This is a genomic window from Clostridium sp. FS41 (genome assembly GCF_000954015.1).
GTDB lineage: Bacteria > Bacillota > Clostridia > Lachnospirales > Lachnospiraceae > Enterocloster > Enterocloster citroniae.
Genome location: NZ_JYHN01000062.1, coordinates 67,314 through 88,061 on the forward strand (window position 1 = coordinate 67,314; position 20,748 = coordinate 88,061).

19 protein-coding genes are annotated in these 20,748 nt (G+C 51.5%); 2 read left to right on the top strand and 17 right to left on the bottom strand.

Going from position 1 to position 20,748, the window contains the following annotated elements; translation table 11 throughout:
• Positions 1 to 306 precede the first annotated feature (306 nt).
• A complete protein-coding gene (locus CLFS41_RS16935) occupies positions 307 to 1,431 on the top strand; it encodes a D-TA family PLP-dependent enzyme (protein WP_045092954.1) in 1,125 nt (374 codons plus the stop codon).
• 43 nt (positions 1,432 to 1,474) lie between these two features.
• Positions 1,475 to 1,942 (top strand): RidA family protein, encoded by a 468-nt coding sequence (locus CLFS41_RS16940; RefSeq protein WP_007861595.1) that lies wholly within the window; start codon positions 1,475 to 1,477, stop codon positions 1,940 to 1,942.
• 125 nt (positions 1,943 to 2,067) lie between these two features.
• On the opposite strand, the gene CLFS41_RS16945 is transcribed toward CLFS41_RS16940, so the two are convergent.
• From CLFS41_RS16945 to CLFS41_RS17020, 17 genes are all read right to left on the bottom strand, one after another.
• On the bottom strand, positions 2,068 to 2,889 hold the full coding sequence (locus CLFS41_RS16945; RefSeq protein ID WP_007861596.1) for a 4Fe-4S binding protein: 822 nt from the start codon (positions 2,887 to 2,889) through the stop codon (positions 2,068 to 2,070).
• Positions 2,890 to 3,024: 135 nt separating this feature from the next.
• The gene (locus CLFS41_RS30440; RefSeq protein ID WP_007861597.1) at positions 3,025 to 3,165 is read right to left on the bottom strand and encodes a CD1871A family CXXC motif-containing protein; all 141 of its coding nucleotides are present in this window, start codon (positions 3,163 to 3,165) and stop codon (positions 3,025 to 3,027) included.
• A complete protein-coding gene (locus CLFS41_RS16950; RefSeq protein WP_007861598.1) occupies positions 3,162 to 3,899 on the bottom strand; it encodes a TlpA disulfide reductase family protein in 738 nt (245 codons plus the stop codon). The genes CLFS41_RS30440 and CLFS41_RS16950 overlap by 4 nt, the downstream gene beginning before the upstream one ends.
• A gap of 281 nt (positions 3,900 to 4,180) precedes the next feature.
• Complete coding sequence (locus CLFS41_RS16955; protein ID WP_007861605.1) at positions 4,181 to 4,864, bottom strand: V-type ATP synthase subunit D; 684 nt, start codon at positions 4,862 to 4,864, stop codon at positions 4,181 to 4,183.
• Between the two features lie 29 nt (positions 4,865 to 4,893).
• The gene (locus CLFS41_RS16960) at positions 4,894 to 6,267 is read right to left on the bottom strand and encodes a V-type ATP synthase subunit B (RefSeq protein ID WP_007861607.1); all 1,374 of its coding nucleotides are present in this window, start codon (positions 6,265 to 6,267) and stop codon (positions 4,894 to 4,896) included.
• Positions 6,267 to 8,042 (bottom strand): V-type ATP synthase subunit A, encoded by a 1,776-nt coding sequence (locus tag CLFS41_RS16965; protein ID WP_007861609.1) that lies wholly within the window; start codon positions 8,040 to 8,042, stop codon positions 6,267 to 6,269. The genes CLFS41_RS16960 and CLFS41_RS16965 overlap by 1 nt, the downstream gene beginning before the upstream one ends.
• Before the next feature lie 24 nt (positions 8,043 to 8,066).
• Positions 8,067 to 8,387 carry a V-type ATP synthase subunit F gene (locus CLFS41_RS16970; RefSeq protein WP_007861611.1) on the bottom strand — a complete coding sequence of 107 codons (321 nt, stop codon included), beginning with the start codon at positions 8,385 to 8,387 and terminating at the stop codon, positions 8,067 to 8,069.
• Positions 8,380 to 9,348 (bottom strand): V-type ATPase subunit, encoded by a 969-nt coding sequence (locus CLFS41_RS16975; protein ID WP_007861613.1) that lies wholly within the window; start codon positions 9,346 to 9,348, stop codon positions 8,380 to 8,382. The genes CLFS41_RS16970 and CLFS41_RS16975 overlap by 8 nt, the downstream gene beginning before the upstream one ends.
• 17 nt (positions 9,349 to 9,365) lie before the next feature.
• Positions 9,366 to 9,959 carry a V-type ATP synthase subunit E gene (locus tag CLFS41_RS16980; RefSeq protein WP_007861615.1) on the bottom strand — a complete coding sequence of 198 codons (594 nt, stop codon included), beginning with the start codon at positions 9,957 to 9,959 and terminating at the stop codon, positions 9,366 to 9,368.
• Between the two features lie 45 nt (positions 9,960 to 10,004).
• Complete coding sequence (locus CLFS41_RS16985; RefSeq protein WP_007861617.1) at positions 10,005 to 10,487, bottom strand: V-type ATP synthase subunit K; 483 nt, start codon at positions 10,485 to 10,487, stop codon at positions 10,005 to 10,007.
• A 2-nt stretch (positions 10,488 to 10,489) separates the two neighbouring features.
• Positions 10,490 to 12,496, bottom strand: coding sequence for a V-type ATP synthase subunit I (locus tag CLFS41_RS16990; protein WP_242856889.1), 2,007 nt, complete (start codon positions 12,494 to 12,496; stop codon positions 10,490 to 10,492).
• A 63-nt stretch (positions 12,497 to 12,559) separates the two neighbouring features.
• The gene (locus CLFS41_RS16995; protein ID WP_045092956.1) at positions 12,560 to 12,868 is read right to left on the bottom strand and encodes a hypothetical protein; all 309 of its coding nucleotides are present in this window, start codon (positions 12,866 to 12,868) and stop codon (positions 12,560 to 12,562) included.
• A 675-nt stretch (positions 12,869 to 13,543) separates the two neighbouring features.
• Positions 13,544 to 16,591, bottom strand: a complete 3,048-nt coding sequence (locus CLFS41_RS17000) for an efflux RND transporter permease subunit (RefSeq protein ID WP_007861624.1) — start codon at positions 16,589 to 16,591, stop codon at positions 13,544 to 13,546.
• A gap of 14 nt (positions 16,592 to 16,605) precedes the next feature.
• Positions 16,606 to 17,733 (bottom strand): efflux RND transporter periplasmic adaptor subunit, encoded by a 1,128-nt coding sequence (locus CLFS41_RS17005; RefSeq protein WP_045093059.1) that lies wholly within the window; start codon positions 17,731 to 17,733, stop codon positions 16,606 to 16,608.
• 202 nt (positions 17,734 to 17,935) lie between these two features.
• Complete coding sequence (locus CLFS41_RS17010; protein WP_045092957.1) at positions 17,936 to 18,829, bottom strand: LysR family transcriptional regulator; 894 nt, start codon at positions 18,827 to 18,829, stop codon at positions 17,936 to 17,938.
• Entirely contained in the window at positions 18,826 to 19,779 is a 954-nt protein-coding gene (locus CLFS41_RS17015) for an acetamidase/formamidase family protein (RefSeq protein ID WP_045092958.1), read from the bottom strand. Before CLFS41_RS17015 ends, CLFS41_RS17010 begins: the two co-directional genes overlap by 4 nt.
• The gene (locus CLFS41_RS17020) at positions 19,776 to 20,744 is read right to left on the bottom strand and encodes an ABC transporter permease (protein ID WP_007861634.1); all 969 of its coding nucleotides are present in this window, start codon (positions 20,742 to 20,744) and stop codon (positions 19,776 to 19,778) included. Before CLFS41_RS17020 ends, CLFS41_RS17015 begins: the two co-directional genes overlap by 4 nt.
• Positions 20,745 to 20,748: the final 4 nt, after the last annotated feature.

Consider the following 20,748-nt stretch of genomic DNA (forward strand, 5'->3'; position numbering starts at 1 on the left):
CCCGTCTCTGAATTCTGCCAAAATTTTGAACAGTTCAACAATTTGTTTAATTTTATTGTAATGAGTATTCAACAAATTGTCAATATGATTTTTTATTTTTTTGTGCATATTTATCTCTATTTCATTATACTTCAAATTTTTGTTGATATTTTTTGCAAATATTGTGTTGCGAATTTCAACAGTTTGTGTTATAACCATAATGAACAGTGTTTCTGATTCTGCCGCAATCCGTGTGCCTCAACCGACAGTGACTCGTCTGATTCGTCTAAATCGTCTGATGGCCGCGAGCAAATAAAGGAGGTTGTTATGGAGCAAAAATATCTGTTTGAAGAATCCAAAGATGTGATCACGCCGGCTCTTGTCTACTACCTGGATATCATCAGGGAGAATATCAAAAAAGCAGTCAGCCTGGCTGGCGGCCCTGAGAACTTGTGGCCCCATGTAAAAACACATAAGATGGCGCAGATGGTCCGCCTGCAGATGAGCGCGGGCATTACACGTTTTAAGTGTGCAACCATAGCGGAGGCCGAAATGGCCGCCAGCTGCGGGGCCGGTGATGTGCTGGTGTCCTACCCGTTGGTTGGTCCCAATATCAGACGTTTTCTTAACTTAACCATGGCATATCCCCAGGTACGGTTTTGGGCCGTGGGAGATGACGCCGGACAGGTTCATGCCCTGGGACAGGTATTTAAGGAATCCGGCTCCGTGGCGCGTCTTCTGGTGGATGTGAACCTGGGAATGAACCGCACCGGGGTAGCCATCCCTGACACAGAAGAATTTTTCACCCGGTGCGCTTCTATGGAGGGCATTTCCATGATGGGCCTCCACTGCTACGATGGCCACCGCACCGAGCAGGAGTTTAACCTGCGCAAACAGCATGCGGATGTAAGCGCCTCACAGATCCGTGAAGTATGCGCCCATATAAGCGACAGGGGATACTCCTGCCATACTCTGGTGCTGGGCGGATCCCCCTCCATGCCTTGCTATGCGGACTTTCCCAAGTCACCATATCATGCCTATTTTTCACCCGGCACCTATTTTATCAATGATTATGGATATAGTAAGAAATATCCCGACCTGCCCTTTACTCCGGGAGCGGCCGTGCTCACAAGAGTTGTCAGCTGCCCTGTGAAAGGCCATTTTACCCTGGATCTGGGATACAAAGGGATTGCCTCCGACCCGGAAGGAACCCGGGGCATCATCGCAGGTATGGATCATGTCCAGGAATTATTCCAGAGCGAGGAACACTGGGCCTTTGCCATGGAACCCGGCTATGAGGACCAGTGCCCCCAGGTAGGAGATGAGTTTTTTGTGGTGCCCACCCATATCTGTCCCACCAGCGCCCTATACCCGTCTGTTCCCGTGGTTGAAAATGGACATATGACCGATACATGGGAAGTCACGGCAAGAAACCGCAAGATCACTTATTAACATGTGTTTGAGAAAAATTTAAGATAAGAAAGGAATTACGATCATGGCAAACGTATATGATAAAATAAAAGAAAAAGGCATCACCCTTCCTGCGCCTCCTCCAAAAGGCGGAGTCTACACACCTGTCCGCGAATTTGGAACCAACTTATTATACTGTTCAGGCTGCGGTCCTGATCTAGGCGGCAGCACGGTCATTGGCAAATTAGGCAGGGACCTGACCGTGGAAGAAGGACAAAAAGCAGCTTACAACTGTGCGCTGAACCTTCTGGCTAATATTGAAGCAAAGATCGGCGACCTGAACAAGATCAAGCGCTTTGTCAAAGTCCTGGCTTTTGTAAACAGCGCAGATGACTTTGTCCAGCAGCCCCAGGTTGTGAACGGTGCTTCCAGCCTGCTGGTAGAGCTCTTTGGCGAGGAGATCGGCTGCCCCGCACGTTCCGCCATCGGGACCAATGCACTGCCGGGCGGCATTGCCTGCGAGATCGAGGTGCTGCTGGAGGTTGAGGCATAGAGTGTATTTCATCCGATAACAGAATATAATATCTTTGGAACTTTATCCTTGTAATGTGTATTGGATTTCAACAAAAAAGCCTTTGGCCGTACATGTTCATTAAATGTTATATTATGCAAACACCGCTACCTCCCAAAGGGCTTCTTCCAATGAATGGCATCCACCCCGCATTCCTTCATGCATTCCCCGCACTGGATGCATTCCATGTCCCCCACATGCCTGACATCCATCTTACAGGTGTGCACGCACAGTTTGCAGTCCGTACACACGTCATGGTCCACCTTCACTCCCAGCAGGGCTACCGGGGCAAAGAGGGAATAGACCGCGCCCAGGGGACATAGGAACCGGCAAAAGCTCCTGTACAGGAAACAGGCGCTGAGCAAGATCACAGCCAACACCAGCACCTTCCAGGAAAACAGGGCGCCGGCCAGGCTGCCCAGGGATTCATCCAGAAGGACCAGGGGGATGCCGCCTTCCAGTGTCCCTGCAGGACATATGTATTTACAAAATGCAGGGACCGGAACCCTGGTCGCCGCTTTTAGGGCAATGGGCAGCACGATCACAAACACAGCCAGGACCGCATATTTAACCTTGGACAGCGCCATGGTAAACCTGTTCTTCTTTATCTTGGGCAGAGGGATCTTATAAAGCAGTTCCTGCAAAAACCCAAAGGGACACAAAAAGCCGCAGATGGTCCTGCCCAGCGTGACGCCAAAAAGCAGCAGGGTTCCCAGAATATAAAAGGGCAGCTTCCTGTCCATGGCTGCCAGAGAATTCTGAAGGGTCCCCAGGGGACAGGAGCCAATAGCCCCCGGACATGAGTAGCAGTTCAGCCCCGGAACGCACAGGCCCTTCCGTTTACCTTTATAGATCGATACCTCAGCAAATCCCCTGAGGTTCAGATTATATATCAGTGCCGCACATAACTGTATGAGACGCCGTTTCATCTTTCCCTCCGATCCAGACCCCCACCTCTTCTGGTAGTGAATCATAATATGTTTTTCTTGGCAGGGGTCCTACATCTCCTTCCAATATAAAGCCTCCGGCGGACTGCAGAGGCGTACTTCAAATCACTCATTCCCTCACCCGATCCCGATACATTCCAGGCACACCCGGACCGCTTTCTGAAAAGCGTCACGGTAACCTCCCTGGGCCACCCCTATACACAGGAATACCACTCCCAGGATGAGGAGAGCTGCGGCGGCCTTATTCTGTCTTGTCATAACCCCAGGGCCTCCTTATAGCGCTCATACATGGTATCCGCATCCACTGCCCCTGAGGAGACATGGGTCACCTTTCCATTCCCATTGATCACCACCGTGTAGGGGATCGAGTTGGTGGGATAAAGCATGGATACCTGGTATTCTTCATCCAGTGCAATGGGAAAGGTATAGCCATTGGCATCGGCAAAATCCTTGATCGTATCAGCATCCTCCCCGCAGTTCACTGCAAGGATGCCGATCTCATCCCCGTAATTCTCCTTCAGGCGCTCGAAGGCAGGCATTTCCTTGACACAGGGACCGCACCAGGTAGCCCAGAAGTTGATGATCACAGGCTTTCCCTTAAAATCGGAAAGGGTGACCGTGGAACCGTCAATGAGTTCAGCAGTAAAATCAGGGGCTTTATTACCGGATTTTAAGGGTTTCCCCGGCTGTGGCTCGATTCCGGCATCCCCTTCTCCCGCTGCCTGGTCATCCGCCTGTGACGTCCCTATGCCATCCCCAGCCTGTGACGCCCCAGCCTCAGCTACTGTCTGGGCATCTGTCTGCGCTCCTGTCTGGGCATCTGTCTGCGCCTTTGTCTCTGTCCCCTCCGCCGTGGTCTGCGCCTTTGTCTCCTGAACAGAGCCTGACGGACTGCAGCCCGCGGTCTGAAGGGCCAGGCACAGGATGAGCCCTATGGCGGCACCTGTCCTGATCACGGATCTTTTATGTACTGTAAAATGTTGTAATCTCATTCTGATTCCTCCCATCTGGTTGAACGTACGCTCGTCCCCTCCCCGTCCCCATCTCTCCAGAAGATCTGATGAGCGGAAGAGTCCGGGAGTACACTTGACAAAAGAGTCCGGCATGCCGGGCTCTCCCACAGTTAACGAATAATCCCAGGACGAGGCATATCTGCCACTTCCTGGGATTAACTCTAACATAATTATTATCTTCTGTCCACCCGGGCCGGAGGGCATTTCCATAAAAGTTTCATAAACCGATCACACAGATGGTCCGGCCGCCCCATCCGGTCTTACACCTCATCCACCACAGGAACCACTTCCCTCTCGCTGTAGTGGTGGGCTTCTTCAAGCATCATATCCTTAACCTTCATAAGCCTTGTCTGGGAACTGCGCTCATTTTCATCCAGCTTCATTGTGATATAGCGGATGTTCTGCTGGGTCTCGGGAATCATTACATGTTCCAGAGCATTTACACGGCGGCGGGTCTTCTCGATCTCCGCTGCCATGAGCTGGCAGGATTTCTCACACTCAGCCAGGCGCAGCATATCCGGCAAAAGATCTGCCAGGCTCTTTACCGCATCATCCAGATCACTGGAGGTAAAGGCAAATCCATAGGAGTAGATGTCATTGGGGTCTGACGTCCTGGTCTTATATTTAAACACCGGGATCTCCACACTCATGACGTTCCTTGTCTCAGATTCCAGATAAACCTCCTGCTTGGGGGCCATCAGGGCCACATTCAGGGCTTCATCCGTCATACCGGAGCGGGCCAGCACAAAATTCTGGTTGGCCGCAGCGATCCCTGCCTCCACCTTTTCACGAAGAGCTTTGTTCTCACGCACCAGGTCCAGGAACTGACGCATCAATTCATCCCGCTTATCCTTTAAGAGCTTATGTCCCCTGATGGCTGTGGCCAGCTTTTTCTTGAGACGGGTAAGCTCCATACGGGTGGGATTCACATGTTTTGCACCCATGTTATGTCAACTTCCTTTCTGACTGCTGGTTATTTTGCATCATAGTAAAGGTCAAGGAATTTGTCCTTAATACGTTTCAGCTCGCTCCTTGGAAGGATGCGCAGCAGCTTCCAGCCGATCTCCATGGTCTCTTCGATCTCACGGTCCGCATAGTAGCCCTGGGATACATACTCCTTCTCAAACTCATCTGCAAACTTGGCGTACAGCTTATCCATATCAGTCAGAGCCGCCTCGCCCAGGATTACCATCAGTTCCTTGGCATCCTTACCACGGGCATAGGCTGCAAACAGCTGGTTCATAACATCGGCATGGTCTGCCCTTGTCTTGCCCTCGCCGATACCCTTATCCTTCAGACGGGACAGGGACGGAAGCACATCGATGGGCGGTGTCACGTTCTTGCGGTACAGTTCACGGCTAAGGATGATCTGGCCCTCGGTGATATAACCTGTAAGGTCAGGGATCGGGTGGGTCTTGTCATCCTCAGGCATGGTCAGGATCGGGATCATGGTGATGGAACCGGTCTTGCCCTTCTGGCGTCCTGCTCTCTCATAAAGGGAAGCCAGGTCGGTATACATATATCCGGGATAACCGCGGCGTCCGGGAACTTCCTTACGGGCTGCGGAGATCTCACGGAGTGAGTCTGCGTAGTTTGTAATATCGGTGAGAATGACAAGCACGTGCATGTTCTTCTCAAATGCCAGGTACTCTGCAGCTGTCAGGGCCATACGCGGTGTTGCGATACGCTCTACGGCAGGGTCATTGGCCAGGTTGATGAACATGACGCTTCGGTCAATCGCACCTGTCTCACGGAAGCTCTCCATGAAGAAGTTTGCCTCCTCAAAGGTGATGCCCATGGCGGCGAACACAACGGCAAATGGCTCATCAGTGCCGCGCACCTTTGCCTGACGTGCGATCTGAGCCGCCAGGTTGGCATGGGGAAGACCGGATGCAGAGAAAATGGGCAGTTTCTGTCCACGTACCAGGGTGTTCAGCCCATCGATGGCGGAAACGCCGGTCTGGATAAACTCCTCAGGATAGCTTCTGGCTGCCGGGTTCATGGGCAGACCGTTGATATCCATACGCTTTTCGGGCAGGATGTCGGGACCGCCGTCAATGGGCTTGCCCATGCCGTCAAACATACGGCTTAACATATCCTCGGACACACCCAGCTCCATGGTACGTCCTAAGAAACGCACCTTACTTGAATCCAGGTTGATACCCGTGGCTGCCTCATACAGCTGTACCATGGCATTGCCGCCATCGATCTCCAGAACCTTGCAGCGGCGTCTTTCGCCGTTAGCCAGTTCGATCTCTCCCATCTCATCGTAGGTTACTCCCTGTACGCCGCGGACCAGCATAATAGGACCTGCTACCTCTTCTATTGTTCTATATTCCTTGGGCATTAGAAGTCCTCCTTTCTGCTCAGCTCATCGTTGATCTCATTCTCCAGGGTCTTGATGACATCTGCGTAAACCTTATCCAGATCCGGTTCCTCGGTGTATTTGAAACGGCCGATCGCCTCACGGACAGGAAGGCTTACCAGGCGCTCGATATTCACGCCCTTGCCCAGAGCATCCTGAGACTGGTCATAATAAGCCATCATCAGCTTCATCATCATATGCTGCTTCTTTAAGGATGTAAATGTATCAATCTCATGGAAGGCATTCTGATGCAGGAAGTCCTCACGGATGGAACGGGCTGCTTCCAGTTTCAGACGGTCCGGGGCGGACAGTGCGTCCATACCAACCAGCTGCACGATCTCGTTCAATTCCGACTCCTCCTGGAGCAGACGCATCAGACGTGAGCGCAGTTCGGTCCAGTCGCTCTCCACCTCTGCATTAAACCATTTTTCCATGGTGTCCACATACAGGGAGTAGCTGGTAAGCCAGTTAATGGCCGGGAAATGTCTCTTGTATGCCAGGTCGGCATCCAGGGACCAGAATACTTTTACAATACGCAGGGTTGCCTGAGTAACAGGCTCGGAAATATCGCCGCCTGCAGGGGATACGGCACCGATTACGGAAAGGGCGCCTTCTCTGTTGTCACTGCCCAGGGAGATCACCCGGCCGGCACGCTCGTAGAACTGCGCCAGACGTGAACCCAGGTATGCAGGGTAACCTTCCTCACCGGGCATTTCCTCCAGACGTCCTGACATCTCACGGAGAGCCTCGGCCCAACGTGATGTGGAGTCTGCCATCAGGGCCACGGAATAGCCCATGTCACGGAAATACTCGGCAATGGTGATACCTGTATAAATAGATGCCTCACGTGCCGCAACGGGCATATCCGAGGTATTTGCGATCAGAACGGTACGCTCCATCAGAGACTTTCCGGTCTTTGGATCCTTCAGCTCCGGGAACTCGTTCAGAACATCGGTCATCTCGTTGCCGCGCTCGCCGCAGCCGATATAGACCACGATGTCAGCGTCAGCCCACTTAGCCAGCTGATGCTGAACCACTGTCTTACCTGAACCGAATGGTCCGGGAACAGCCGCAACACCGCCCTTGGCAATGGGGAAAAGGCAGTCGATAACCCTCTGCCCTGTTACAAGAGGCATATCAGGAGACAGCTTTCTCTGGTAAGGACGGCCCTTACGTACAGGCCACTTCTGCATCAGGGTCACCGGATGCTCCTGTCCCTTTTCATCAGTCACAACCGCCACCGTGTCGGTTACGGTGAACTCGCCGCCGCTTATATAGGTCAGAGTTCCCTGGATCCCCACAGGGATCATGATCTTCTGCACCACTACATCGGTTTCCTGTACCGTACCGATGATATCGCCGCCGCCCACCTTGTCACCCTGGGCCACGGTTGGCTCAAAGGTCCATTTTTTCTCGCGCTTCAGGGAAGGTACCTCGACACCGCGGTTCAGCAGGTTTCCCCCTGTCTTTTCCATAATGGCGTCCAGAGGACGCTGGATACCGTCATATATACTTCCGATCAGGCCAGGCCCAAGCTCCACGCTCATGGGCACGCCTGTGGATTCCACCGGCTCACCAGGTCCAAGTCCGGAGGTTTCTTCGTAAACCTGAACGGAAGCCTTATCGCCATGAATCTCTATGATTTCACCAATCAAACGCTGGTCGCTAACGCGAACAACATCGAACATGTTGGCGTCGCGCATGCCCTCTGCAATAACCAGAGGACCGGCTACTTTTTTAATTACGCCTTTGCTCATCTTTTACCTCCTCAGTTATGAGCACTACTGCCCATTAAATATAATGTCAGAGCCAACTGCCTGCTCCACTGACTTTTTAACTGCCATGATCCCCTTGCCCGTATTGCCGGACACGCCGGGAATCAGTATAATGGCCGGAAGGTCAGCTTCACGGAAGCGGTCAATCTCCGGTTCAACCTGGGCTGCCAGGGCTTCTGTGATGTAGATCACCGCATATCCGCTCTCTGCCAGATCCCTTATCTTCTTTCCTGCCTCCACCGGGTCTGTGAGGGGAAATGGTTCCAGACCCAGAGCGGCGAATCCGTAGATACTGTCACGGTCGCCCATTACTGCAATCTTATACATACATCTCCCTTACCCTTTCCCGGATGGACTCTTCGGGAAGGTGGTTGAGTTTCCCGGAAAGTACGATCCGAACTGATTTTATTTCGTTCTCTCGTGCCAGAATATAAGCTGCCAGCGGTCCAAGTCCGAATGGGCTGTACTGCTGCGGCTTAATCTTACGGATCATCAGATTGTCGCACCACCGTTCAAAAGCTGAAGGTGAGCGGCGCAACTCCTCTACCGCATCTGCATAGGTGGTGGATTCCAGGTAAATGCCGATGGCATCCACTCCCTCTATGGCCGCCTGGGTCAGGCGGACCGTGTCCAAGGTATCACAAGGCGCCAGCGCCTGTTCCAAAAATGCCCTGTCCTTACCGGTACGGGATGCCCGCACCGCTGTCTTTATATCTGCTGCCGCAACTGTCAGCTCCGCATAAAGCTTTAAGAACTCATTGCCTGAGGATTTACCGGCATGGTAAATAGCTTCCAGCGCCGCCCTGTCAATGATGATATCGCAGAGCTGGCCGTCCTGTGTGTGCAGAAGAGCCTTGTAGGCTTCCTCCGCAGGCACCCTCATGGGCTCCGGAAGATTCTGGAATTCTCTGTTCTCAATTGCATCGTGTATCAGCTTTACATCCACGGTTCCCTGGTCAATGTAGATCCCGGGGTACTCATGGCCCATGCGGACCTCCTTGATGGCTGCCTTCAGATTATGGTAATCGTTGGCGTACAGGAACACATCAAATACGGACATGTCCTCCACCAGCTCTGAAATCAGCCCCCAGGTCTTCCTCCGCTCAGCGGCCAGGATGGCTTCAGCATCCTTGGTGCTGTCGTCTCCCCAGCCCTTTTCAGTGAGAAGCTGGATACACTCATCATAGCTTTTTGCAGCTGTCAGCTGCTCTAAAAATGCACCGGATAGCAGGGACAATTCTTTGGAACGGATACGGGCTACTGCATAAACATATTGTTTGTCTGCCATTTAAAATGTTCCTCCGTTCATGAAAAAAGAATTTCCTGCACCTTATCCTGTAATGTCTCATGGGCTGAATCAAAGAGCGCATCAATGGAACAGTTCTCCTCAATCCCTCCATAAGTAAGCACAAATCCTCCGTCAATATCCCTTGTGGCATTGGAAATGCGCAGCGCTGCGCCCTTGTCAGTCAGGGCCGCATTCAGTTTATCCTCAAATCCCTGGGGCATCCGGGCCAAATCCTTATCTGATAACAGAAGTTCGCCCTTGCCCGCCTGGGCGGATTTTACCGCCAGCTTCAGAATCATCTCAAAATAGGCATCCGTGTCCATATCCTTAAGCTCGGCTTTGGCCCTGGCAATGGTCTCGCCAATGAGTCTCTGCTTCTCGGCCAGGATACTTCCCCTCTTCCTAAGATCAGCGGCTGACTGCCCCCTTTCCAGGATGTTGGCAACGGACTGGCGTGAACGCCTGTCAATATCGGCGCACTCCCGCTCCGCTTCCTTACGGGCTGCTGCCAGGATCTGATCCGCCTCGCTGCGGGCTGCCGCTATGGTACGTGCCGCCGCTTCCTGGGACTCCTCTTTAATCTGGCTGATGATCTTATCTAATCCCGCCATGCGATGTTCTCCTTTCCTGATGTCTCCTGATATTTGGCCTGCCGATTATACGTTAACGCCGGCAATACCAAAGATAGCAAGAATGGAGATCAGCAGTGCCAGGATGGCGTAGGTCTCAACCATGGCCGGGAAGATCATAGCTTTACCAAACTGGTCAGGTTTCTTGGCAACCAGGCCGATACTTGCAACAGCGGCCTTACCCTGCTTAATAGCGGAAAACCAGCCGACAAATGCCATAGGAAGGCATGCAGCCAGATATAAGAAGCCCTTAGCCAAAGAGATATCAGCGCTTCCACCCATGATACCGATCTGTGTCAGGGTGATGAAACCGATCAGCAGTCCGTAGATACCCTGTGTACCGGGAAGCAGCTGTAATACCAGTACTTTACTGAACTTGTTTGGATCCTCTGTTACAACTCCTGCTGCTGCCTCACCTGCAATACCAACACCAACGGCTGAACCGATTCCTGCAAAAAGTGCTGCAAGCACTGCTCCTGTTAACGCTAAAACAACTCCCATATTCTCCATAACTAAATGTCCTCCTTGACTTTATAATATTTGGTGTGAATGGCGAAGGGTTCAAATTTCCTTCCGCCTCCCTCATAAAACTTTCCAAAAAACTCCACATAGTGCAGACGGTTTGTGTGGACATAGGCGCCCAGGGCGTTGATCGCCAGGTTCAGGCTGTGTCCGATGAGGAATACCAGGATAAATACAATGGCTCCTGCAATATTGCCCCCTACCATGCTGCCCATCTTGTTAAATACGGTGGAGATAACGCTGGTAGCAAGTCCCAGTGCCAGCAGACGGGAGTAGGAAAGGATATCACTCAGATAAGAGGTGATCCCATATGCCCCGTACAGGCCCTTAAGGATGCGCTTAAACCAGCTCTTTGATTCACGCCCGCTGGTAAGTACGATTCCAATGAGTCCGATCACCGCCAGCACTGCTGCCACTGTCCCAGCGATTGGCGGGAGTGTGAAGGTAAGTCCCAGCATATCGGTAAACATGGACATGGTAAGCAGGTAAACGATACCGCCTCCCACCAGCATATACCAGAAAATCGCATCGTAGATGCCGTCTGCCAGGTTTCCGCTCCGCACACAGGAATAGAATTTGATCCCCAGTCCTGTAAACAGATGGATGATACCTAACACGAACGCAAACACCAGCATTTTCATAGGCAGGCTGACCGGCTCAAACCAGATGGGAGCCAGCCTGATGTCAGGCCTGTTAAAGAATGTGGTTGCGATCACGTTCACCGCATCTCCGAAAAAGCTGCCGAACATAAAGCCCCAGAACGCAGTGGAAATGCCGCAGTACATGAACATTTTCATGAATTTCTTCATACCGTCTTCCATGTTCTTAAACTTGGTAAGGCAGTATGCAGTGCCGGCCACCATGATCAGGCCATAGGCCGCATCGGAAAGCATGAGCCCGAACAGCACATAATAAAAGGTTGCCACTACCATGGACGGGTCGATCTCACCCTTTCCAGGAAGGCTGTAGCTCTCAATGACGCCTTCCACCGGCTCGGCGAATTTGTTATTGTGAAGAATAACCGGAACATCATCCTTTTCCTCCGGTTCGGAAAACTCGACCACTACTTCGTATTTTTCCTGAAGCAGCTTTTCAAGCCTGGGAGCTGTTTCCACTGAAACATACCCGGTAATAAGGAATACTCGTTTGGACTGCACCAGACCGTTTAACACTCCGTACTTTTCAGCACGCATGGTATAGTAGTCCATTACAAACTTGAGGGCTTCCCTGTCAGGCGCCATATCCGCGATCGCCTTCTCGGCTCCCGCGATCTCGGCACGCACCTTGGAAAGCTCTTCCTCCAGCTGCTGCTGCCGCTTGGCCGGCACCTGTGAGCTGAGGGGAGGTTTTACAAAATTCAGCTTCTTTAACCCATCCTCAACTGCCTCCGCATCCTTTTTTGCACAGACGATGAATAAACAGGTCTGCTCCTTGGATGCACTGACAATATTTACATCAATGGTATCTGCCTGGGGCACAAGCTCACCAAGCCTTTCTGTGATCTGTTCCAGGGAAATCTCTTCCTGTATGGAACCGATGAATGCCACGGATTTCTTTGTTCCCTTAAAGTCCAAAGGCAGATCAAAGCTTTTCCATGGCGCCAGTGCCTCCATCTGCTGTTCCAGCTTCGGAATCATGGCACTGTGTTCGCCGATCTGTTTTGCCAGATCCTGCAGGCGGTAGGCTTTTTTCATGGTCTCATCATGGTTTACCGCGTTAGCCTCGTACTCTTCCACTGACAGGAGTTCCCTGCCTGCAAATGAGGATAACATGCCTTTGTCCTCAGGAGCATACTTGCTCAGGACCATGATCGCCTGCTCCGCTATGGCGGCGTTTCGTTCAAATACGGTTTTGGAAGACGTTACGTCCATCTTCTGGAACATATCATCTTCCTGCAGCACATTGCTGATTTCCAGTACCCCTTGGCGCTGCAGAAGCTCAAGGGTGCCCTTGCGGTCCTTTTTCAGGCCGCAGATCAGCACTTTTTTCATAGGCACTACTGCCAACCTTAAGCGCCTCCCTTCCTGACCTTTCCGCGATTGTTTGATCGTGGACGTTCCTTACAGCAGTTCCGATAAAATGACCTTGACTGCCTGCTGTTGTTTCTCGGCTACGGCACTGCGCAGGGCTTCCAGTTCTTTTACTTCCTCTGCACCTGCTGCGTGCATCATCTGCTCACCCTGAGCCTTTGCGTCTTCTTCGGCCCGCATTGCAGCTTCTCTGGCAGCGCTTGTCATGTCTGCCTTTAACTGCACACCCTGGGCCTTTGCCTCCGCCACAATTGCTTCCGCCTGTTTTACTGCATCTTTTTCCGCTGACTCGGCAGCTGCCTCTGCCTGGCGAATTGCATCAATTGTCTCCTGGGCCAATCCAAATCCCCCTTTCTTTCCCGGACATCCCACAGGACATCTGCGTGGAGTATGTACCTAGTTTACGCAGATAAGCCCGCAGGAATACTATGGCAAATACTTTTCTACTGCAAAATGACAAGTTATCTAGTATTTGTCCATATCTTTCCTATTATTTTTGTACAATATGAATAGATTATAACCCATGACTAAAAATTTAGCAATCCACTTTCTAACTTTTTCATCAAAAAGTTTTAGTAATTCTAAAAATTTTTGTATATCATACAAAAACTTCTATAAATCTACTCATATCGGGATTGTTATAATAATAACAATCTTCTGTATCAAAATAGGCTGCAGAGCCAAGGTGCAATCTCCTCCCCCTTTGCTGCAGCCACATTTGTTTTTATGATACCATCATTTTTCAATTTTGAAAACAGTAATTTTTTAACATTTTTTTAACAGGTCTAGGGCTGCCAGTGAAAAAAGGCGTAGGATGTCACAAATGAACCGACTCCCATCATAGCGATCCCCAATGCTGCTGTTATTTTATACTTTCTCATAAGCACCTCCTGAATTTACCGCTTTTACCGGCCATCCCTTCATTAATATGGTATAGATCATCACCGAGGCAATGATTCCAACGCTGCAAAAAAAGACATGAGCTGATCCTCCAGCCCATGTCTTTTTTATTAGTTAATCTGAAATAATCACACGCTTCTTTCCGCCTCCGTTCATGAGACTGTAATATGCAGGAAGCATAAGCAGTGACAGAATGGTGGACGCGGTCAGACCGCCGATATTAACAAGTGCAAGGCCCTGGGTGGTGCTTCCGCTGTCTCCAAGGGCCATAGCCATTGGAACCATGGAAACAACCGTGGTCAGGGTGGTCATGAGGATCGGCCTTAAACGGGTGGCGCCCGCCTCGATCAGGGCAGTATTCAGATCCATATCCCGCCGGTATTGGTTTACGGTATCCACATAGAGGATACCATTGTTGACAACCGTACCAACCAGCATAAGGAAGCCCAACAGGGACGTCATACTGATGGCGCTGTCCGCGATCCACAAAAGCCCGAAGGCACCTATAAGGCAGAAGGGGATGGTGGTCATAACCATGATGGAGAACTTGGGTGACTCAAACTGCGCTGCCATGACCACAAATACCAGGAAGATCGCCAGTGCAATGGCCTGGAACAGGGCGGCGAACTCGGTTGCCATGGACTCCTCCTGGGAGTTCTGGGCAATACTTACGGTTCCGCTCACATTGGGCATCACCACATCTGTCAGGAGCTGTCCTTTTGTCTCCTTGGTTGAATTCTCCGTATAAATACCGCTGATGGTCACACGGTACTGTTTATCCTGTCTGGTGATGGATGCCGGGCTGTCCGCAAAGCGGATATCAGCCACATCCGTCAGTGCCACGGATTTGCCTGAGGATGTCTGCAGAGTGATGCTCTCCACCTGATCCAGGGTCTTATAACGGTCCTTTGGATACTCCACCTTTACATCCACATCATCACCATTGATATTCATGGTGGTAGGGGTCACGCCGCTGAGCATATTGTTAAGGGTCCCGCCGATCTGCGCCGGAGTCAGCCCCGCTGCCCTGGCTTTGATGGGGTTTACAGTAACCTTGACAACTGACGCTGCATTTTCCAGGGATGAGTGCACTTTTGTCAGTTCAGGCCTGTCGCTGAGCTGGGCGGCGATCTTATCGCTGACTGCCTTTAAATCATCATAATTGGTACTCTGGAGCTCTACCGTATAATCATTGTCAGAACCCATCATGGCGCTCACCTGCGAGTAAGCCTCCACTGTTATATTGGTATCCGGTATCCCTGCCAGCTGCTGCTTCCAGAGTTTTACCACCTCATCCGTTTCCATATGTCTGTTTTTTTTCAGATAAACAGAAATATTGGGGTCGGAACTCATGCTCAGTCCGGAGCTTCCCGCCATGGTGAAATAGGATTCCACATCAGGATGCTGGGATACGATCCCTTCGATCTCTTTCATGATCTGGTCTATCTTAGCAATCTTCATACCGGGTTTTACTTCCGCGGTTATGGTGATCTGACCCTGGTCGTCCTCTGCCATAAGCTCTGTATCCAGGTTCTTGGCAAGAAGGAATGAGAATGCCAGCAGCAGTACGGACGCCAGCATAATGAGGCCGCGCTTCTTTAATATCTTTTTCATGATATTCCTGTAAGCTGCCTGCATTTTTTCCACAGGCCTTGAGAACGGCGCTGAACTTCTCTCAATGGGTTTATAGATCATGTAGCACAGCGGAACCACCGTGATAGCTGATATAAGGGAAGCCGTCATACAGAACACAATGGTAAAGCCCAGAGGCCGGAACATCATGCCTGTCATTCCTCCAAGCATAGCCAATGGAAGGAATACCACGCAGGTGGTCAGTGTGGAACCGATAACCGACTGATACACAACCCCGGTTCCTGTTAAGGCAGCCTTGGAATATTCCTTAAAGCCAGTGTCGTCCGTGGCCCTGAAACAGCTCTCCAGCACAACCGTGGAGTTATCCACCATCATACCAACACCCAGCACCAGGGCGCTTAGGGTGATAACGTTCAGGCTAAAGCCCATAAGCTGCATCAATATTAGGGACGCCAGAATAGACACAGGTATGGAACTTCCTACGATCAGCGAAGCCTTCAGATCCCCGAAGAACAACCAGATAATGACCATGGATATAATGATGGCCAGGATCATGGTTTCAATAACGGAACTCAGTGATGACATGATGGAATCCTTATCATCATTGACTACCGTAATCTGGAGATTTGGATCCAGCTTGGTGACCTGCTCCACTACCTTGCTCACATCTTTGGATACGGTAAGGGTGGCTGCGTCCTGCTGCTTGCTGACCGTAAGTGCCACGATGTCCTCGGGCACCCCGTTCTCAGCCTTATAACGCGCAATACTTTCCATATCGTCCGCGCCCATATAGATCTCAGCCACATCCCCCAGGTACACGATATTCCCGCCCGAAACAGTAAGGGGAATATCCTTCAGGCTCTCCATAGTCTCAAAGGGCTGCTCTGTGGAAACCGCCAGTTTCTGGTCTCCAACCTCGGTATCGCCCGCAGGGTATGTAAGGTCAGCGCCTGTGATGTCGCCTGCAATGGAGTTCATGGTCACCCCATACTGCTTCAGCTTTTCAGGCATCAGCACGACCTTGATATGTTTCTGGGCGCCTCCCACAAGGGATACCTCAGCCACGGAAGACAATTTTTCAAATTCAGGAACCAGGTTATTATTTACATAGTTATATAGGTCATCATCCTCGCCATGGCTGACTGCCATGATCACATTGGGCATGATGCTGGTATTCAGTTCCAGCATTATGGGATCATCAGCATCGTCCGGCAGTTCCGCCTTGGCAAGATCCATCTGCTTTTTCAGGTCGTCATAAGCATCATTCATATCTGTTCCATAGTCATATTTGAGCATGACGATGGACATATTTTCCTTGGACTGGGAAGAAATGGTATCCAGACCGCTAAGGGTACTGGCCCTGTCCTCTATGGGTTTTGTAACCAGCTCATTGACATCATCAGGGCTGGCTCCGGCATAGACAGTCATAACAATCATCATGGACATGTTCATATCCGGCATTAACTCCAAAGGTGACTTCATCACCGAGGATAAACCGAACACAATCAGGCACAGGATTGCAAGAACCGTACTGACCGGTCTTTTTAAGACAAGTTTCGTTAAGCCCATTTTGCTGCCTCCTTCTACTGTGCTGCGCTTGTGTCTGCGGCTGGACTTTCAGCTTCATCCGTCTGTCCGGCATCTTCGCCGGCTCCCGTGTCCAGGGTTACCTTTGTTCCCTCCTTTAATTCGGAGGTCCATGTGGTAAGCACCATATCATCCAGGGTAAGCCCTGAAAGCACAGAGATATTCTCGCTGTCAAATATGCCCACTTCCACCGGCACTTCATGGATCACGCCCTCTGCCTGGTCATATGTATAGACATACGCATCCCCTGACTTGTAATAAACGCAGTGGTTGGGAATGAGCATCACATTCCTGGCGGAAGCAGATGGAACCTGGATCTCCACACTGGTTCCCGGAGCCATGGTCTCCTGATCATCCACCGATGCCTTTACCTTAAAAAGGCCCACGGATGCCTCGGCCATATTGTTGATCTCAACAACAGAGCCGCCATATTGATTTCCTTCCTTTGTCACGGTAACAGGAGCACCCAGGCTCAGATTGTTTTTCACCTTCTCCGTCACATAAAAGGTCACATTATTGCCGCTTTCCCCGGCAATGACACACATCTGCATGGAGGACCCCACCGTATCGTGAAGCTCTACATTCAGCTGTTCCACCCGGCCGTTAATAGGGGATGTTACATGGCTGAATTCCATCTGTGTCTCATATCCGATCTTAGCTGATTCATACTGAAGGCGCTTTGCCTCTGCGGCTGTCTGGTATCCCTCAAATTCTTTGTCAGATACAAACCCGGAAGCGTGAAGGGGCGCCATGCGGTTTAATGTGGACACGGCATCATCCCAGGCTACCTTGGCGGTATCCATGGCATTCTTGGACGTGGCCACCTGCTTGGTATCGATCTCAACCAGCACCTGTCCGGCTGCCACTGTATCCCCTGCCTTTACGTTGACGGCGGTAACGTCACCACCTGCCTTTGGATATATGTAGACAATATCCGCCGGTTCAATAGTACCTACCAGATTGGTCGTCAACTCTATATTGCCCATAGCCGGCGGCTGTACCATGACCACTGGGTCAGGGGTGGGGGCAACAGGTTCTTCTTTCCTGAAAATGCGGACAATCAGAAATGCAGCGATGGCCACAATAATGATTCCCCAGATAATACGCGTCTTTGCCTTTTTCATTTTCTCCTCTTTCCTTTCATAACCTTTATTATTTTTAGATTCATTCATAGCATGAGATAAAAAACAGGGGAAATGGGCTGCTACAGCTACCACCTTTCCCCGACCATAAATTCCTTTTATCAAACCAACCATCTAGTATTTTAGACAGTGACACCCTCTTTTGTCTAACATCAAAATGCGGATAATTAACAACCATATGTTGTTAATTATAAAGTTTTTTCAAATATTTAATAAAATTTTCAAACCTCTTCTCGTTTTCCTTCCGCCACACCATAAGCACACTGGCACTCACCTGGTTCTCGGCATCGGGAAGGGGGAACAGCTTCAGGCGGTCCCCATAATTGTGATAAAACTCCTTAAAACTAATGTGGATCCCTTCATTTGCGATCAAAGCCAGTTCCAGGCTGTTGACATTCTCATAAAAACGGGCTTTTTGCAGCACATGCTCCTGTTTTGACAGCAGTTCAAACAGATGCATCTCCGCGCCTGCGAAAAAGTTCTTGTACAGGCAGAGCATGGTCTCCCCCCTAAAATCCTCTATGGATACCTCCTCCTTGTCTGCCAGGGGATTTTTCCTGGATACCACATAGTACAGGGGAAGTTTTCCTATGCACAGCACACCGTATTTCTCCCTCAGCTGCTCATGGGTGGGCAGGAAGCTGACCGTCATCATAAGATCCGGGTTTCCGGTTGTCATATCCTTGATGCTGGTAAACTCACTGATCTCAAATTCCGTGTCAGGGTCAACGGCCATGTAGTCGGCCAGCAGATTGCCCGCTTTTTCTATGATCCCGTTCATTCCCACCACTGCCACATTGATCCTGCTCTTGGCCCGCTCCCCTTCTTCCCTGGCCATGTCCACGGAGTCGCTTATCTCCTTTGGTATATCCTTCCAGCGCCATAAAAGCAGCTCCCCGCTCCTTGTAAGGCGCACATCCCTAGTGGTCCTGTCAAACAGGCGCAGTTCCAGCTCCTTTTCCAGCGAGGCGATCTGGCGGCTGAGCCCCTGCTGGGAAATGTAAAGCCGGCTGGCCGCCTCTGTAAAGTTAAGGGTCTTGGCCGCTTCCAGAAAGCATTCCATCTGGTGAATGGTCATGGACGGACCTCCTGTTCTCCCTTTAAGCTCCGGGTAATGGATTCCTGATCAGCAAATCCATAAAACCCCAGCTTTTCCAAGGGCCATTTGGGCATTTCCAGGCGCACTGTCTTTTGGGGATTTACGATCTGGCACACCACCAGGTTTCCCAGCATGTCAATAAGCATTCCCGCATCCAGCTTAGAAAGCCCTGCTTCAACAGTCAGGAACGTAAACATCTGGTCCACGGCCTTTTGGCATGCCTCATCCACGTTTTCCCGGGAGGCAATGACGATCCAGCGATCCCCTGTCTCCACCAGCGGCCATGGGATGGGATGGTTTTTTACCACATCCACCTGGACCGTGACCCGGCCGCCGGTCTCCACGCCGCAGTTCCCGCACTCCCCGTCACCCATCACCGCATGCAGGTCTCCCATTGCCAGAAGGGCGCCGGGCACCCGGACCGGAAGGTACAGTACCGCGCCGGGCCCAATGCTGGTGCAGTCCATGTTGCCTCCATGGTCCCCGGGCGCCAGTGTGCTCACCGCATGCCCTTTGGGGGCGGTGCCGATAACGCCAATCATAGGGCGGACCGGGATCTGAAGATGTCCGTAATGGACCATGCCGTCCTTTACAGGAAGCCGTCTGATGATATATTCGGGGAAATGCTCCTTCAGCGCCCCTGCCGTGGGTCCCTTGTCCAGGATCCCCACCTGGTCCAACTCTATATTCCTGATTGCCAGGCGCAGTATATCCTGAGGACAGGCCCCTTCTATATATACCGGTCCGGTGGCCGGGTTGGCCAGGCTTTTGTCCATATGGTCAAAGTCAGACCCTTCCCTCAGAAGCTGCCCCATATGGCAGTCATATGTCTCAAATATAAGGGTTTCCCCGGGTCTGGCGCTTGCAGCAGGCACATGGTCCGGGGAAAATGTATGGATAACGTGTTTCTTCTCTATATACCGGTTCATTCTGCAATCTCTCCTTTTTCCCGGGTGGATGCTGATTTACCACTGGAGCTTGATCCGCCGGCGGACGCCGGTCTGCGGATGGTCATGACCGCGGATGGGTCCAGGGCGTCCCGGAGCGCATCCCCCACAAAGTTGATGGCCACCACAAGGATCACGATTAAAAGCCCCGGAGGGATCCAGAGCCATGGCTGTCTGGTCAGCACCGTAAGGGACTGGGCGCTGTTTAACATATTGCCCAGGCTGGCTGCCGGGGGTTGTACGCCCATGCCGAGAAAGCTTAGGGACGCCTCGTCCAGCATGGACAGGGCCATAACAGAGGTGGCGTATACCAGGATGGGAGCCACTGTGTTGGGCAGAATCTCGGAGAACAGGATATGCCGCGTGGGCATCCCCGCCACAATGCTGCCTTTTACAAAATTGGTCTCCCGAAGGCTCAGCACATTGCCCCTCACCAGGCGGGCGATGCCGGGCCAGTCCACAAATCCCAGGATCAGGATAATGCTCCAAAGGCCAGGCTCAAAGATGGCGGCCGCCACCAGCACCAGAAGGATATAGGGGAAGGACATCACCATGTCCGTAAAGCGCATGATGGCAATGTCCAGCCATCCCCCAAAGTATCCGCCCAGCAGTCCCAGTATGACTCCGATGGCCGTTGATATGGCAGTGGCCAGCACGCCTACCAGAAGGGAGATCCTGGTGGCGTACAAAAGGCGGCTGAACATATCCCGCCCGATCTGATCCGTGCCAAGGATAAACTTAAGGCTGGGAGCAGCGCCGAAAGGCCCTGCGATCTCCTCAGGGTCATAGGGTGCTATGATCGGGGCCAGCACGGCCGCGGTGCAGATAACAGCCAGGACAGCCAGGCTGAAACAGGCCAGCCGGTGGTGGCGGAACCTGCGCCATACGGTCTGCCAGTAATTTTCTCTTCCAATTTCATCATTTAATGTAACTTTATCTTTTTTCATTCTA

Bases quoted from the DNA above. Each gene is read 5' to 3' on its own strand.
- CLFS41_RS17005 (WP_045093059.1), bottom strand. From the start codon at position 17,733: ATGAAAAAGGCAAAGACGCGTATTATCTGGGGAATCATTATTGTGGCC.
- CLFS41_RS16950 (WP_007861598.1), bottom strand. From the start codon at position 3,899: ATGAGATTACAACATTTTACAGTACATAAAAGATCCGTGATCAGGACA.
- CLFS41_RS30440 (WP_007861597.1), bottom strand. From the start codon at position 3,165: ATGACAAGACAGAATAAGGCCGCCGCAGCTCTCCTCATCCTGGGAGTG.
- CLFS41_RS16985 (WP_007861617.1), bottom strand. From the start codon at position 10,487: ATGGAGAATATGGGAGTTGTTTTAGCGTTAACAGGAGCAGTGCTTGCA.
- CLFS41_RS16965 (WP_007861609.1), bottom strand. From the start codon at position 8,042: ATGAGCAAAGGCGTAATTAAAAAAGTAGCCGGTCCTCTGGTTATTGCA.
- CLFS41_RS16955 (WP_007861605.1), bottom strand. From the start codon at position 4,864: ATGGGTGCAAAACATGTGAATCCCACCCGTATGGAGCTTACCCGTCTC.
- CLFS41_RS16980 (WP_007861615.1), bottom strand. From the start codon at position 9,959: ATGGCGGGATTAGATAAGATCATCAGCCAGATTAAAGAGGAGTCCCAG.
- CLFS41_RS17010 (WP_045092957.1), bottom strand. From the start codon at position 18,829: ATGACCATTCACCAGATGGAATGCTTTCTGGAAGCGGCCAAGACCCTT.
- CLFS41_RS16960 (WP_007861607.1), bottom strand. From the start codon at position 6,267: ATGCCCAAGGAATATAGAACAATAGAAGAGGTAGCAGGTCCTATTATG.
- CLFS41_RS17020 (WP_007861634.1), bottom strand. From the start codon at position 20,744: ATGAAAAAAGATAAAGTTACATTAAATGATGAAATTGGAAGAGAAAAT.
- CLFS41_RS16945 (WP_007861596.1), bottom strand. From the start codon at position 2,889: ATGAAACGGCGTCTCATACAGTTATGTGCGGCACTGATATATAATCTG.
- CLFS41_RS16940 (WP_007861595.1), top strand. From the start codon at position 1,475: ATGGCAAACGTATATGATAAAATAAAAGAAAAAGGCATCACCCTTCCT.
- CLFS41_RS17015 (WP_045092958.1), bottom strand. From the start codon at position 19,779: ATGAACCGGTATATAGAGAAGAAACACGTTATCCATACATTTTCCCCG.
- CLFS41_RS16975 (WP_007861613.1), bottom strand. From the start codon at position 9,348: ATGGCAGACAAACAATATGTTTATGCAGTAGCCCGTATCCGTTCCAAA.
- CLFS41_RS17000 (WP_007861624.1), bottom strand. From the start codon at position 16,591: ATGGGCTTAACGAAACTTGTCTTAAAAAGACCGGTCAGTACGGTTCTT.
- CLFS41_RS16935 (WP_045092954.1), top strand. From the start codon at position 307: ATGGAGCAAAAATATCTGTTTGAAGAATCCAAAGATGTGATCACGCCG.
- CLFS41_RS16970 (WP_007861611.1), bottom strand. From the start codon at position 8,387: ATGTATAAGATTGCAGTAATGGGCGACCGTGACAGTATCTACGGATTC.